The organism is Roseivirga thermotolerans (genome assembly GCF_014653175.1).
In the GTDB taxonomy this organism is placed as follows: Bacteria; Bacteroidota; Bacteroidia; order Cytophagales; family Cyclobacteriaceae; genus Roseivirga; species Roseivirga thermotolerans.
The window spans coordinates 1193210-1208154 of the sequence record NZ_BNAG01000001.1 but is presented as its reverse complement, the minus strand read 5'-3'; the positions used below and the strand labels follow the sequence as shown (position 1 = coordinate 1208154).

General features: G+C 44.8%; 9 protein-coding genes. 3 read left to right on the top strand and 6 right to left on the bottom strand.

The features are described 5' to 3' along the window. Positions 1–91: 91 nt before the first annotated feature. From IE164_RS05195 to crtD, 3 genes are all read left to right on the top strand, one after another. Positions 92–1090: a 4-hydroxyproline epimerase gene (locus tag IE164_RS05195; protein WP_189629114.1), complete on the top strand. Its 999-nt coding sequence runs from the start codon at positions 92–94 to the stop codon at positions 1088–1090. Next, positions 1091–2344, top strand: coding sequence for an NAD(P)/FAD-dependent oxidoreductase (locus IE164_RS05190; RefSeq protein WP_189629113.1), 1254 nt, complete (start codon positions 1091–1093; stop codon positions 2342–2344). Positions 2345–2491: 147 nt separating this feature from the next. Further along, positions 2492–3958 carry a 1-hydroxycarotenoid 3,4-desaturase CrtD gene (gene crtD / locus IE164_RS05185; RefSeq protein WP_189629112.1) on the top strand — a complete coding sequence of 489 codons (1467 nt, stop codon included), beginning with the start codon at positions 2492–2494 and terminating at the stop codon, positions 3956–3958. Here the strand turns inward: crtD and IE164_RS05180 are convergent. The 6 genes from IE164_RS05180 to IE164_RS05155 all read right to left on the bottom strand — a co-directional run bounded on the left by IE164_RS05180 (position 3944) and on the right by IE164_RS05155 (position 14644). Continuing rightward, complete coding sequence (locus IE164_RS05180; protein WP_189629111.1) at positions 3944–5338, bottom strand: MltF family protein; 1395 nt, start codon at positions 5336–5338, stop codon at positions 3944–3946. The genes crtD and IE164_RS05180 overlap by 15 nt on opposite strands. A 195-nt stretch (positions 5339–5533) precedes the next feature. Beyond that, a complete protein-coding gene (locus IE164_RS05175; protein ID WP_189629110.1) occupies positions 5534–6838 on the bottom strand; it encodes a TolC family protein in 1305 nt (434 codons plus the stop codon). A gap of 2 nt (positions 6839–6840) precedes the next feature. Further along, complete coding sequence (locus IE164_RS05170; RefSeq protein ID WP_189629109.1) at positions 6841–9912, bottom strand: efflux RND transporter permease subunit; 3072 nt, start codon at positions 9910–9912, stop codon at positions 6841–6843. A 1-nt stretch (position 9913) separates the two neighbouring features. Further along, positions 9914–10990, bottom strand: coding sequence for an efflux RND transporter periplasmic adaptor subunit (locus tag IE164_RS05165; protein WP_189629108.1), 1077 nt, complete (start codon positions 10988–10990; stop codon positions 9914–9916). Next, on the bottom strand, positions 10990–11790 hold the full coding sequence (locus IE164_RS05160; protein ID WP_189629107.1) for an alpha/beta fold hydrolase: 801 nt from the start codon (positions 11788–11790) through the stop codon (positions 10990–10992). Before IE164_RS05160 ends, IE164_RS05165 begins: the two co-directional genes overlap by 1 nt. 127 nt (positions 11791–11917) lie before the next feature. Beyond that, positions 11918–14644, bottom strand: coding sequence for a TonB-dependent receptor (locus IE164_RS05155; RefSeq protein WP_189629106.1), 2727 nt, complete (start codon positions 14642–14644; stop codon positions 11918–11920). Positions 14645–14945 lie beyond the last annotated feature (301 nt).

The window sequence follows — 14945 nt, the reverse complement described above, 5'->3', positions numbered from 1 at the left end:
TTTTGACCTCCACCATTCTGAAGGGACAATCCTAAACTTTGAAATCGAACCTGACGGACAAAAAAGTATAACTTAAACTAACCATACGCCCTTGAAAAAGAGGTTCTTTTGTATCGATGCCCATACCTGTGGCAACCCCGTGAGACTCGTTGCCGGTGGGGGGCCTCCCTTGGAAGGCGCAACCATGCGCGAAAAAAGATTGCACTTCATGGAGAAGTATGACTGGATTCGCAGAGGACTCATGTTTGAACCTCGCGGGCACGACATGATGTCCGGATCCATACTTTACCCACCTTCCGACCCACAAAACGATATCGGTGTGCTGTATATCGAAACCAGTGGTTGCCTACCCATGTGCGGGCATGGTACCATCGGCACCGTTACCATAATGCTGGAAGAAGGGCTGGTTAGTCCAAAGACACCCGGCATATTGCGCTTAGAGACACCTGCGGGGCTGGTAGTGGCCGAATATGTTCAGGAGGGTTATGAAGTTAAGTCTGTAAAAATCACCAACATTGCCTCCTATTTACACCAAAGCAAAATAGAGGTTGACTGCCCCCAGTTGGGTCGGCTACAGGTAGACGTGGCCTATGGTGGTAACTTCTATGCCATTGTAGAAACACAAGAAAACTATAGCGATTTGGCTGACTATTCGGCTCTCGAACTTGTGCGTTGGAGTCGAGCCATTCGAGCCAGACTCAATGAACAGCACAAATTTATTCATCCCATCGATGAAAAAATTCAGGGTCTTTCTCATGTAATGTGGACCGGCCAACCCACGCAGCCCGGGTCTGACGCCCGCAATGCTGTCTTCTATGGCGAAAAAGCCATAGACCGTTCGCCTTGTGGCACAGGCACTTCTGCACGTATGGCGCAGCTAGCTGCCCATGGAAAACTCAAAAAAGGTGATAAATTCGTTCATGAAAGCATAATCGGGAGTCAGTTTGTGGGTAGGGTAGAAGAACAAACCCAGTGTGGCGATCGGCCAGCCATTATTCCAAGTATTGAAGGCTGGGCCAAAATAACCGGCTACAACACCATATTGATTGACGACTCCGACCCTTATGCTTATGGGTTTAGCGTAATATAAATGAGTACACAACGGGTTTTAGTAGTAGGCGCAGGCATTGTAGGGCTTAGCACCGCGTATTATCTACAAAAGCGAGGGCTACAGGTAGAAATTATTGATGCCGGAGATGGCAATAATAACTGTTCATTTGGCAACGCGGGCTACGTTTCTCCGAGCCATCTTATTCCTTTGGCTTCACCCGGTATCATTAGCCAGGGGCTGCGCTGGATGCTGAATCCGGAAAGTCCATTTTATATTAAACCCAGGCTTAACAGTGATCTGCTGCGCTGGGGCTGGTTGTTTAAGAAAGCAGCTACCCATGGCAAAGTTCAGGCGGCAGCTCCGGTACTGCGCGACCTGATGGTAAAATCACAGCAGCTTTATGAGCAAATCATTCATGAAGAGCAAATTGATGCAGGCTACAAAAAGCCCGGCTTGCTGATGATCTGTAAAACGGAGCAAACCTTAAAGCATGAAGTAGAACTGGTAGAAATGGCCCAGAAGATGGGACTGGAAGCAGAAGTACTCACACGCGAGGAAACGGAACGCCTGGAACCTGCCGTGAAATACGACATGCATGGGTCTGTCTATTTTGCCTGCGATGCCTGGATGACCCCACATCAGTTTATGAAGTTGTTTCAGCAAAAGGTAGCAGCACTAGGCGTCAAAATTCATTATGGGCAAACACTAACAAAGTTGGTGCGCGACAACGGAAGAATAACCCGCGTAACTACACAAGACAACAGCTTTGAAGCCGATCATGTGGTGATAACAGCCGGCTCCTGGTCTCCCCTTCTGGCCAAGCAAGTGGGGTTGAACATTCCTCTCCAGCCGGGAAAAGGCTATAGCTTTATGCTCAACAATCCACCCAAAATGACTTCGTTGCCGGCCATTTTAGTAGAAGGCAGGTTAGCTACTACGCCCATGCAGGACGGCTTACGTTTTGCAGGAACCATGGAACTTTCCGGTCACAATCATGACATTCGACAAAACCGTATCAACGGCATTGTAAAGAGCATTAAAGAGTTTATGCCCGACTTCCGCGATGTAGACTTTAGCACCGTTAAACCCTGGGCGGGGCTGCGCCCTTGCACCCCTGACGGATTGCCATACATAGGAGGCACCAAAAAAGCCAATAACCTGTACATTGGCACCGGCCACGCCATGCTGGGCTGGACCCTCGGCCCAGTAACCGGACACCTTTTGGCCGAACAAATAACAGAGAAAAAGATGTCTATTCAATCTCCCCTAATTGGGGTAGACCGCTATGCTTAAAATATTTTAGTATTTTGCCCTCAATTAAAGAGCGAATTAGTCCTCTGGTAAACAAAAAAACCCTTCTTTGGTTTTTATCCTTTGGATTCAATTGAATTCGTTCGGATTTTAGGAAGCCTCAACCTCCAATTTTCAGACTACTAATCCATGGCCAAAACTGCTATTGTTATTGGTTCAGGGATAGCCGGTATTGCCGCTGCTATTCGCCTGGCCAAAAGAGGTTATACGGTTTCTGTATTCGAAGCCAACAACTACCCGGGAGGTAAGCTTTCCGAAATCCGGCTTGGAGCTTATCGCTTTGATGCCGGCCCCTCTCTGTTTACCCTTCCTGCTTTGGTAGATGAGCTTTTTGAACTTTGTGGCATGAATCCGGCCGACTCATTTGTTTATGAGCAACTGGATGAAACTTGCCGCTACTTCTTCCCGGATGGCACCAAGCTTACAGCCTGGGCCGACAGAGAAAAGCTAAAACAAGAGTTTCTTGAAAAACTTACCGAGCCCAAAGAAAATGTAGAAGCCGCCTTAAACCAAAGCCAGTGGTTATACAGTCAATTGGCTCCACTCTTTATAGAAAAAAGCCTTCACAAGCCCGGTACATGGTTGAGTACAAAGGCCTTTGCGGCCTACTCCCGGTTACATAAGTTCGATTTTAACCGAACCATGCACGAAGCCAATTCCAAGCGGTTCGAAAACGAAAAAACCACACAACTTTTCAACCGATATGCCACATACAATGGTTCTGACCCATACCAAACACCAGCCACACTTAACATCATTCCTCATCTGGAATTTGGTATTGGTGCCTATTTCCCCAAGGGGGGTATGCACAGCATTACCCAGACTTTGTATGAATTAGCAGAAAAGGTTGGCGTTCGGTTTTACTTCAATACAACCGTACAAAAAATTGTGGTGCACAACGGCACGGCTAAGGGAATAGACACCCACATGGGCTTTCATAAGGCCGACAGAATTGTGTGTAATATGGATATGGTTGCGGCTTATAGAACATTGCTGAAAGATCAACATCAACCTAAAAAGTTATTGAACCAACCCAAGTCCAGCTCTGCCCTTATTTTCTACTGGGGCATAAAAAAAAGCTTTCCTCAATTAGGCTTACACAACATCTTCTTTACTTCTGACTACAAGCGCGAATTCGAACATATATTCGATAAAGGCAGCCTTTTTAAAGACCCAACTGTTTATGTGAACATAACTTCCGTTATGAATCCTTCCGATGCTCCAAGCGGTTGCCAGAATTGGTTTACCATGATTAATGTACCCAACAACCAGGGGCAAGATTGGGACTACCTGATACAATATGCCCGAAAGGCTATCATTAATAAGCTTTCTGAAAACCTCGGCACCAACATAGAATCTTTTATTGAAGAGGAGTCGGTGTTAGACCCCAGGCTTATTGAGTTAAAAACAAGTAGCGTAGCTGGTGCTCTCTACGGAAATAGCTCTAACAACAAGTTTGCTGCTTTTCTAAGGCACCCCAATTTTTCTTCCAAAATCAGGCATCTCTATTTTTGCGGAGGCAGTGTACACCCTGGTGGGGGGATACCTCTTTGTCTTTCGTCAGCAAAACTGGTGGATGAACTAATGAATCAGTGATGCCTCTACTATCTGTGTACTATCGGCCTCTTGGTTAGAGTAGAAGGCTCTGTACTGAGTGTACCGATGCATAATTTGCTTTACATAGTTTACAGGCTCCGAACCACGACAATAGCCAAACTGAACCACAGGGTCGGTATAATATTCAGACGTTGATTTCTTAATTAAATACTTAGCTACAACCTCCCAACTGGTTGGGTCTTCACCAAATTTCTCGGCCAGCTTCATGGCATCTCTTACGTGTCCCTGCCCTACATTATAGGCTCCCAAGCTAAAGCGCAGTCGCTCTTCTTCGTCTTCGATCTCATTTTCCCAATACGTCATAAGCCACTTCAAATGGTTTACTCCGGCTTCAATGTTTTCTTCCGGATTGTACACATCTTCAACCTCATACTCATCAATTACCTGAGAGGTAAGTTGCATTAACCCCTTAGCCCCAGCCCATGATTCTACCCTGGGATTGAACTTGGATTCCTGATATATTACCGAGGCCAAAAGCAACCAATCTATACCTAAACCGCTGGCGGCATCCATAATTATTTCATCGTAAGGAGATATTTTACCCTGGCTGATAGAAGAGTAATCGCTGGTAGCCCGTATTCTCTGGTTTTTGCTACTTCTAAAATACTTGTCGTAAATCACGTAAAAATCGGGCTCTCGCTTCATGGCCTGAAGCCATTGGTCTGCAGCCTCTTTGAGTTGCAGGCTGTTTTTGCGCAAGGCCCAGGCAATCTGTTGGGGAAAACTCAGTTCGGTGGAAACGTCCAGAATCGGGTTATAACTCACATTAATGAGAGCCACATCCTCATCGGCCACCGTATAGTCTATTTCTCCGGTAGCCACCTGCTTAATGAGTGACTCGGTGTCTACATCGCCTTCAATTTCCACTATATGAATATCTGCTCCTATTTCGTCTGAAAGGTTCTCAAGGCGCTCGGCAAATGAGGACCCTTTTCTCACATGCACAGTTTCTCCAGCCAAGTCTAAGGGGTTACGAATAAGCGAGGCATCAATCTGATGTTGTTTTAACTGGCGCCAGTTGTCCGGTTTCTTTTGCACCAACACTTGCCTTACCGTATTGTGCGGCTCTGTAAAGGCCACTCGCTCTGCTCGTTCACGAGTAATGGCCAGGTGATAGGCCATCAGGTCGGCTTCACCATTGTTCAACATTTCAAAAGCCTTCTCCAGGTTGGGAGTAAGTACAATCTGAAGCTCTACCTTAAGCGATTTAGCAAAACGTGTTAGTAGCTCATATTCATAGCCCATTGGGCGGCCCCTGTATATAAAGTAGCTGGTTGTGCTGTTGTCTACTACCGCAATGAGGCTACCCCGCTGTTTGATCTGCTCCAGATCAAAGAAAACGGGCTCTTCTTTAGCCACTTGCTGGCCCCCTTTGCCACCTTGACCATTCGAGCAGGCCAACAAAAAAGAGGAAACTAACAAGCTGAATATCAATGAACTATTCTTGATTCTGAAAAGCGTCATGTCCTTCAATAAAACCCGAAAAACCGCAATTGGTTTATTTTCAGGTTGAAAGAAGATAATGAGAACGGCTCAGAAATTCAAACGAATACCCTATTGAAGGTTGTTACCAGCCAGCCTGTTAAGTTCTATTTCCTGTACTTTTACACTAAAAGAAGCCTGGATTTTGCGCAACTCGGCCTGAACGAAGTTAATCTGGGCTTCACGAATTTCAAGCGGTGTAGCATTGCCCAGTTTGTATCGTTCCAAAGCAATATCATAGTTCTCCTCAGCAATGGAAAAGTTCTGCTCTTCCAATGCCCTAAGGGCTATGCTGTTTTGGTAATTAATGAAGGCCTTTCTTAAATCCGACTCTAATTGGAGCTTCATGTTTTCAATTTCCAACTCACGGGTTTCAATTTGAATTTGAGCATTCTGCATACGTCTCTTCACATCGAAACCGTTCAGAATATTCCATGAGGCAGTTATCCCATAATTAATCCCTTTTGAGGTATTGCTAATGAGGAAACCGGCATCGGAGTTACGGTCGTTAAAGTTGTAACCGAAATTGAGGGATAACTGAGGAAATCTTTCTGCTCCAATTTCTTTGCTCTGCAAATAGGCAATTTCCCGGTTGCGTTGAGCTCTCAAAAGACCGGGGTTATTGAGTTGTGCGCTTGCCAACAGGCTCTCAATTTGCAGGCTTTCATTGGCTGAAAAGTTAGCATCTGTTTCGTATTGTGCATCCAGTCCGGTGCCCATTAGCCTATTCAGATCTACCTGCGCATTAAAGACCACTTCTTTCTGGTTGAGTACGTTAGACTGATCGGCATTATAGTCTACCTGTGCCTGCAGATAGTCCAGCTTAGAGGTTTTTCCTACTTCATATCGGGTTTTGGCCAGTTCTACCCGGTCGGCCGAAAGCTTTAAAGCCTCTTCCAATACCCGAAGTCTCTCTTTTTCTAGTACCAGGCGGTAGTAGGCCGTAGAAATTTGCGCTATGGTATTTTCAATCTGAATCTTCAGATCATCTTCGGCCAGGCCCATGGTTTCGGCTATACGGTCTCGGGTATGAAACATCCCCAGGCCATTGAAAATAGTCCACCTCAAATTGGGACTCACATCTAGTGTATTCGATTTGGCCCCATTGATTTCTCTCGGGGAGTCATCATTCACAAACTGCTGTCTCACATTGGTGTTCGAAAAGCTTTTGCCGGCAGTAATGCTCACTTGTGGCAAAAAGGCACCAACACTTTTCTCGTAGTCGTTTGTGGTTTGTTCCACAGCCTTCTCCGAAATTTTAATGTTAAGATTCTTTTCTAGTCCAATGCTCACTGCCTGCTGCAGACTCAGCTTTTCCTGTGCATGTAGCATGGTAGAAACTAAAACTAAGAGGATATAGCTAATAACTTTCTTCATAACTAAACGGTAGTTCTGGCCAATCTACTTTTCTTGCTGGTGAAATAAGAATACATGGCCGGGATCACATAAAGTGTAAGAATGGTAGAAAACACCAACCCACCTATGATGGCCACTCCCATAGACACCCTGCTTTCTGCCCCCGCACCCAAAGCCAGGGCTATGGGCAAAATGCCAAGGATGGTCGAAAAAGAGGTCATAAGAATTGGGCGGAAGCGAGATTTTGAAGCATCGAGAATTGCCTCAGTTACACTGAGCCCCTGGGCCTTTCGCTGATTGGCAAACTCTACTATCAGTATCCCGTTTTTGGAAACCAAGCCAACCAGCATTATAATACCTATTTGGCTAAAAATGTTGAGTGACTCTTCGTACCTCCACAGCACCAGCAGGGCTCCTGCCAAAGCCAGGGGAACGGTGAACATAATGATGAGCGGGTCGACAAAACTTTCGAACTGAGCAGAGAGCACGAGGTAGATAAGTACGAGAGCAAAGCCAAAAGCAAAATATAAGCTGTTGGTACTTTCTCTAAACTCACGAGACTGGCCGGCCAGGTCAGTCTGGAAAGACTCATCGAGCACCTCTTCGGCCACACGATCCATAGCCTCTATACCCTGACCTGTAGTTACTTTTGGGGCCAAACTAGCCGAAACGGTAGCTGAAGCAAAACGATTGAACCGGTAAAGTTGTGGGGGAGAGCTACTCTCTGTGAGCGTAACAAGGTTATCTAACTGAATAAGATTACCCTGGCTATTTCTCACATATAGCGTTTTAAGGTCTAGCGGATCGTTTCTGTTTTCTCTATCTACCTGACCAATAATCTGGTATTGCTTTCCGTCTAAAATGAAGAAGCCAAAACGCTGGCCGGAAAGACCCAGTTGTAGTGTTTGTGCAATATCGCGCACCGAGAGTCCAAGCGATCGCGCTTTCTCCCGATCGATTTCTATTTTTATCTCAGGCTTGTTGAATTTGAGGTCGAGGTTTACAAAAGTGAACTCAGGAGCTTGCTGAGCCTTTAGCATAAACTCCGGCAACACTTCTTTTAGCTTTTCCAGATTGGGTGCCTGAATAACGTATTGTACAGGAAAGCCCGAACCTCTCCGGTCACCAATGGTAGCAGGCTGCGAAAGAAAAGCCCGTGCTTCTGTATACTTATTGATTTTAGGGGTAAAATCGTCTACTATTTCCTGTTGCGATCGCTCTCTTTCATCCGGGTCTTTAAGAATTATGAAGAAACGGGCAGAGTTTACGGCACTGTTTCCAAAGCCGGGAGAGGTCACAGTGATGATGGCGCTCTTTTCCGGAACTTCCTTTTCTATGGCCGTAATCACACTGTCAACATAGCGATCCATGTATTCGAAAGTGGCTCCTTCAGGGCCGGTAGCAAAACCCCTGATACTGGAACGATCTTCCAAAGGGGCTATCTCTTCAGGAATTCTGTTGCCTGTCAAAAAGAGGGCAATCATTCCTCCTGATAGAAGCACAACTACAAAGGCCATCCAGCGCACTTTCATAAAAGACTCCAACGAGTTGGCATATAGCTTATTGAGACTTACGAAGAATGGCTCGGTAACATTGTAGAACCAGTTGTGTGTTTCTCTTTTCTTAAGAATTCGGGTACTCATCATAGGTGTGAGCGTAAGGGCCACGAACGATGAAATAACTACTGCTCCAGCCACCACCACTCCGAATTCGCGGAAAAGCCTACCGGTAAGGCCTTGTAAAAAGATTACGGGCATAAACACAGCTACCAACGCCACTGTAGTGGAAATTACAGCAAAGAATATTTCGCTGGCCCCTTTCACTCCCGCCTCTTGCGGCTCTAGCCCATCTTCTATTTTTGAGTATATGTTTTCCAATACTACAATGGTATCGTCAACCACCAAACCAATGGCTAACACTATACCCAGCAGGGTAAGTACATTGATGGAAAAACCGGACACATACATGATAAAGAATGCTCCGATTAGCGAAATAGGGATGGTGGCTATAGGAATAACGGTCGTGCGCCAGTCTCTCAGAAAGAGAAAAATAATGACAACCACTAGCGCAAAAGCTACAATAATGGTTTGCTGAACCTCTGTAATGGACTCTCGGATATAGGTTGTATTATCGAATCCAATACCCACCTCAATGTCGGCCGGAAGATCCTTTTTTATTTGCTCTATTCGCTCGTAAAAAGCATCGGCAATTTCTATGTTGTTCGACCCGGGCTGAGTAACAACAGCTATACCCACCATGGGTACTCCATTACGTTTTAGAATGGTTCTCTCATTTTCAGGCGCCAACACAGCCCTTCCAATGTCTCTAAACCTCACAATGACATCTCCCTGCTCCTTCACAATGAGGTTGTTGTACTCTTCGGGAGTATTAATTCGCCCGATGGTTCTCACGGTAAGCTCCGTTTCGGCCCCTTCTACTCTGCCCGAAGGTAGTTCTACATTGTCTCGGTTTACAGCATTAAGAACATCCAGCGGAGTAAGCTCGTAAGCGGCAAGTTTATCAGGATCCATCCACAAACGCATAGAATAACGTTTTGATCCCCAAACCTGCACCGAGCTTACTCCTTGGATGGTTTGCACACGCTCTTTGAATATATTTTCTGCCAGAAGAGTAAGCTCCAGCAGGTCTCTCTCACTACTAAAAATGTTGAGAAAAATAATTGGTCCTGAATCCGCATCAGCCTTCGAAACATTCGGAGGCTCCACATCGGGAGGCAGTCTGCGTACCACACCGGCAACCTTATCGCGCACGTCATTTGCCGCGGCCTCCAGGTCTACTCCCAAATCGAACTCGGCACTTATACTGCTCCCACCATCTCTACTTATGGAGGTGAGGGTTTTTATACCGGCTATGCTGTTAAGGGCTTCTTCCAGAGGTTCTGTAATCTGAGACTCAATAATTTCGGCATTAGCCCCGGTGTAGGAGGTAGAAACCGATATAACCGGAGGGTCTACGCTAGGGAATTCTCTTACGCCCAAAAAGAGAAACCCAATGATACCGAAGATAACGATAACAATGTTCATTACCAGTGCTAACACTGGCCTCTTGATGCTTATAGTAGATAAACTGGCCATACTAGTTTTTCACTGAATTGATTTGAATAGCTGCTCCGGGTCTTATTTGCAACAGTCCTGAAGTAATGACAGAGTCTCGGGGTTCAATACCGCTTATGATCTGAACTTCTTCATCAGTTCGGATACCTATCTCTACATTGTTGATCACTGCCTTTCCGCCTTTGGCCAGGTAAATTCGATGGCCATTAAGCTCAGGAATTACTGAGACCGCAGGCACCATGAGTGCATTGTCTATGCTTTCCATCACCAACTCTATTTTGGCAAACTGGCCAGGCATTAGCTGGTTGTCTTTGTTATCGGCAAGAGCTCTCAACTTGAGCGTTCGTGTAGTTTCGTCTATTCGTGGTTCTATGGCGTATACTTCACCTTCGAAAATCTTGTTGGAGGCATCGGTTGTAAAGTTGATTTTATCACCTTTCTGAACCTTACCGGCATATTTACCGGGAATAGCAAAGTCCACCTTCATTGGATTAAGGTTGTAGAGGTTGGTTATTACCGTACCGTTGGTTATATAAGCTCCTTCGCTTATCTGACGAAGCCCCAGCACACCATCAAAAGGTGCGCGAATGGATAGTTTTTCCAGCTGGGCTTCTACCAGCTTAATATCTGCAGAGGTTGTGTTCAGGTTGGTTAATGCAATATCATACTCTTCTTGACTTATGGCCTCTTTCTGGAGGAGCTTTTGCTGGCGAGCTTCTGTTTCGCGCGCCAACTGGTTGCTGTAACGCAGCTTTTCCAGTTGGGCTCTCAGTTCATCGTCTTTCAGGCTTATGAGCAGATCTCCTTTCTTTACTCGTTGCCCTTCCTGAAAATGAATTTTCATTACCAATCCGGAAACTTCACTCTTCAGTTCAATGGATTCATTCGGTAAAATACTTCCGGTAATCTTTATTTTATTTTCGATGTACTTTGGTTTGGCCACACTAATATTTACGGGTAGTGCGCCACCACCACGAGCGGCTACCGGAGCGGCTTGACTTTCAGAACCGGTTATCTCATCCAATCGCGGATATACGGCCCAGGCAGCCACCGCCAGAATAATCACTAGTATGACAGCGATTCTCGATACTTTACTCATTAGTTTAAGGTCGTTTTAAAAGAATTTGAATCGATAAACTCCATCGCCATCCGATTAAATACGTCTGGCTGTTCTACGTTGCACACATGTCCACAGTCGGGGATTACGCGCAGGTAGGCGTTGGAATGTTTTGTTACCAAGTCCATTACCTGGGGCAAAAACATATAGTCTTCATTGCCCATTAAGTAAAGGGTTGGTAATCGGGTATCGTTCTCGTTGAAGTATTTGAGTAGCGGGTTCAGTTTATAGGTGAGTTTGAACCAGCGAATAAATTCTTTCTGACAAAGCTTTTTGGCTTGATTGGCAAAGAGTATGCGCGACTCCTGATTTCGTTTGCGAGGCATAATAATCCAGGCGAAAAGCTTGTAGAGCCACATGTAGGGTATAATTCTTTTGGTAGCATTGCCCACACCTACCAACACTTTGGAGCGAATATTTAGGCGGGTAACAGCTCCTCCCATAACCAGGGAGCTTACTCGTTGGGGGGCAATTTCGCAAAGCGTGCGCATAAGAATTGTTCCCAGCGATATACCTACAAAGTGGGACTTTTTAATTTTAAGATGGTCGAGTACCTCAAGTATGTCTTTGGCTATGTTTTCAAAATTATACTCGTTGGTAAAGTAGCGCCTGAATATTTCCTGCGATTTTCCATGCCCTCTTAAATCGAGTAGCAACACGTTGTAGTGTTTCTTAAATGATTTTATCTGTTTGAACCAGATAGAGGAGCTGCCTCCGGCACCGTGCACAAAGGTGACCCACTCTGCCGAGGTAGAATGTTCGTATGTTTTGTAATATAACATAGCCGCTAGATGCAAACTTAACGTCTGGTCTAAGATTTAGTTCGACCGTTCAAAGAACACTTGGTTTAATTTGATGGCAAAAAAAAACCCGGCTTGAGGCCGGGCTTTTAATTCTATAGCTAATGAATTAGAAGTTAATTCTCAAAGTAGCATTCCAAGTAGTTCCGAAACCAAACCAAACTGAGTTTCTGTAGTCGATACCTTTCCAGGCAGGAGCAGACTCATCAACTCTGTGGATGTTAGTTTCAGACTCAGCAATGTAAATGGTGTTGAACAGGTTGTTCACGTTCACTCTGAAAGAAGAAGTGTTACCCATCAAATCGAAACGTACTGTACCACCAAGATCTACAAGACCGTAAGAAGGTAGTTTCAAAGCACCTTGGTTGTCTTCCTGGAAGAAGTCTGAATCTTCGATTGAGTAATCAGCATACAAACCATCTACGAATCTGTAACCAAGATCGAACACGAACTTACCAATTTTGTACTCACCCTCAATGAATGATGTAAACTGAGCGGCATCACCAACCTTAGCATCTTTAACATAAAGAATTTCGTTGGCTCTACCCGGTACAGGCTGGTTGTTATCATCAAATACTGCACCTTCAAAGTTGTCAGTGTATCTCCAGTCACCGGCAGAAACCATACCTCTTACTCTGAACTTGCTGTTGTAACGGTAGTCTACTTCAAGTTCAACTCCCATGTGACGAACATCGATATCATCGAACTGTGCGGTACCTGTTGCACCACCTGTCAAAGGCACGCTTCTGGTCTGGAATCTGTTACCCCAAACGGTGTTGTAAGCGTTAATATTTACTTTCAGGTTGTTGCTTACGAAACCATAACCCAACTCAACTGAAACAATCTCTTCGTTTTGAAGATTTTCGTTGATGTCGTTGGCAAAGCCAGGGAACACCGCATCGAAAAGTGGTTGTCTTGAAATGTAACCAGCGTTGAAGAACACGTTTGAACGAGCATCAAGATTGTAGTTAGCACCACCTTTTAAATATCCACCAGTAATGCTCTTCTTCTCAGAGATAGGGTTATTAGGCTGATCGAAGAAGTCTTCTCTTTTGAACGACTGGTTTGAAATACCTGCCTGAAGAACAGCTGTGAAGCTAGTCTCGTTGTTGTACTCAACAAGACCGTTAAGTCCTTGCCAGCCTACAATACCTGTGTTGAAGTAATCGATCTTTTCTCTTTCAAGACCAGTATTTCTGAATGGAGAAGCATTGATGGTTGTGTTCTGGATTTGACCGGCAGAGTTGCTGTTACCAGTAGAGTAGTAACCGTCAAGACCCATAAGGTTTTCCAAAGATCTGTAGTGGAAACCAGTGTAGCTTCTCAAGTCGATACCAATAGAGTATCTCCAATCTCCTTTGTCAAAATCAAGAGTAGAAATAGCACCTACCCAGTTGTGAGAGTTCATTGAAGCTCTTCTCACCAATACTGCTCTGTTTACACCGTCATTTCTAAAGCCGTTAGAACCGATCAATTGACCTTGGAAGCCTGAAATAGAACCGGTGTAAGGAGATGTTGTAGCTCTGTTTACTGCTACTACATTATCGAAGTTGATTGAACCATCTGCATTTCTTGAAGCAGCACCAAGGTTTCTCTCTAGCAAGTGCTCGGTAAGGTCTCTTCTGAACGGATAAAGATCAATATCAGAGTTACGGAAGTTGTTACCTCTTGGGCCTGTTCCTCCACCTCTACCGGCAGAACCGTAAAGAGAAGTAGCCAATTTCACACTCTCGTTAATTTTCCAATCCCAGTTGAATGTAGCCAATGGCTTATTGTAGAAGTTTCTTCTCATATTGAATTCTTCTCCACCAAGTTCACCGGCATCAGTGTTCCATCTTCTGTCCACACCAGACTCACCAAAGTTGATGTAGTCACGGATAGAAACCCATGTGCTTCTTTGGTGATGCCACTGACCTGCGCCCAATAGGGTAAGGTTAAAGTTGTGGGCAGAACCTTCAGGAGCATAACCCAAAGCTGCAAAGTATGTCCAGCCTTCACCGCTGGTACCATTCACATATCCGTTTCCAGACCATCTGCTCAACAAGGCAGAGAAAGCCCATCCTTTGTCGTTTTTACCAGTGTTGTAAGAGAATCCTGTTTTCACGTAACCATCGTTACCAATTCCCTGAGTAAAAGTACCGCCTCTTTCTATTTCGGCAGCTTTAGTGAAAATAGAAACTGTACCACCTACTGATGGAACAGCCAAACGTGAGGCACCAAGACCTCTCTGAATCTGAATACCTGAAGCAACATCGGTAAGACCTTGCCAGTTACTCCAATATACCCAGCCATTTTCCATATCGTTTACAGGCTGTCCGTTGATTAGGAATGAGGTGTTTCTCTGATCGAAACCTCTAAGCGAGATTCTTGAATCACCGTATCCACCACCTTGTTTAGTAGCATACACACCAGGAGTTCTGTTCATAATTTCAGGAAACTCCATGTTACCTACTTTCAAAGAGATTTCAGCCGGGGTAATCGTAGAAATGGCTACCGGAGTCTCTCGCTCCTTGGCAACATCAATCACACTTGAAGAAATCACAATCTCACCAAGCAAATTGGTTTTAGGAACTAGTTCAACTACCATTCCTGCTTTAGCTGCTACTTCTACAGTTTCAAAACCAATGAATGAAACCTGAAGAGTTTGACCTTCCGTTGCATTGAGACGGAAAGAACCATCGAATCCTGTAATTTCTCCTGTTTGAGTTCCTTTCAGAACAACAGTAGCCCCAGGAAGGGGATCTTTTGTTTCTGCGTCAATTACCTTTCCGGTAATCTGAGCCAGTGATACTTGAGATGCTGCTAAGAACATCAGACAAAGTAAAAATTGCTTCATAGTTGTTAATTTAGATAGTATTTCTACATTCAGTTGGCGCAAAATTAAAAAGGTATGCAGTCATGGTTGGTTGACAAATGTTATGATTTCGCTACGAATCAGCCCCTCCTTTAACCTATTCTTAACATTCGAAATTTTTTAGACTCAACATTTCTATTTTGCTGTATATCAGAACTTTTTCTTTCGGTTGATTTACACTAATCCGGCTTGCACACCGGCTCTCAAAAAATATGTCCTACCAAACCATTAGTAAATTACGTCAATTCTGTATGTAAACCATACTTTACCTGAAGAAACCTAA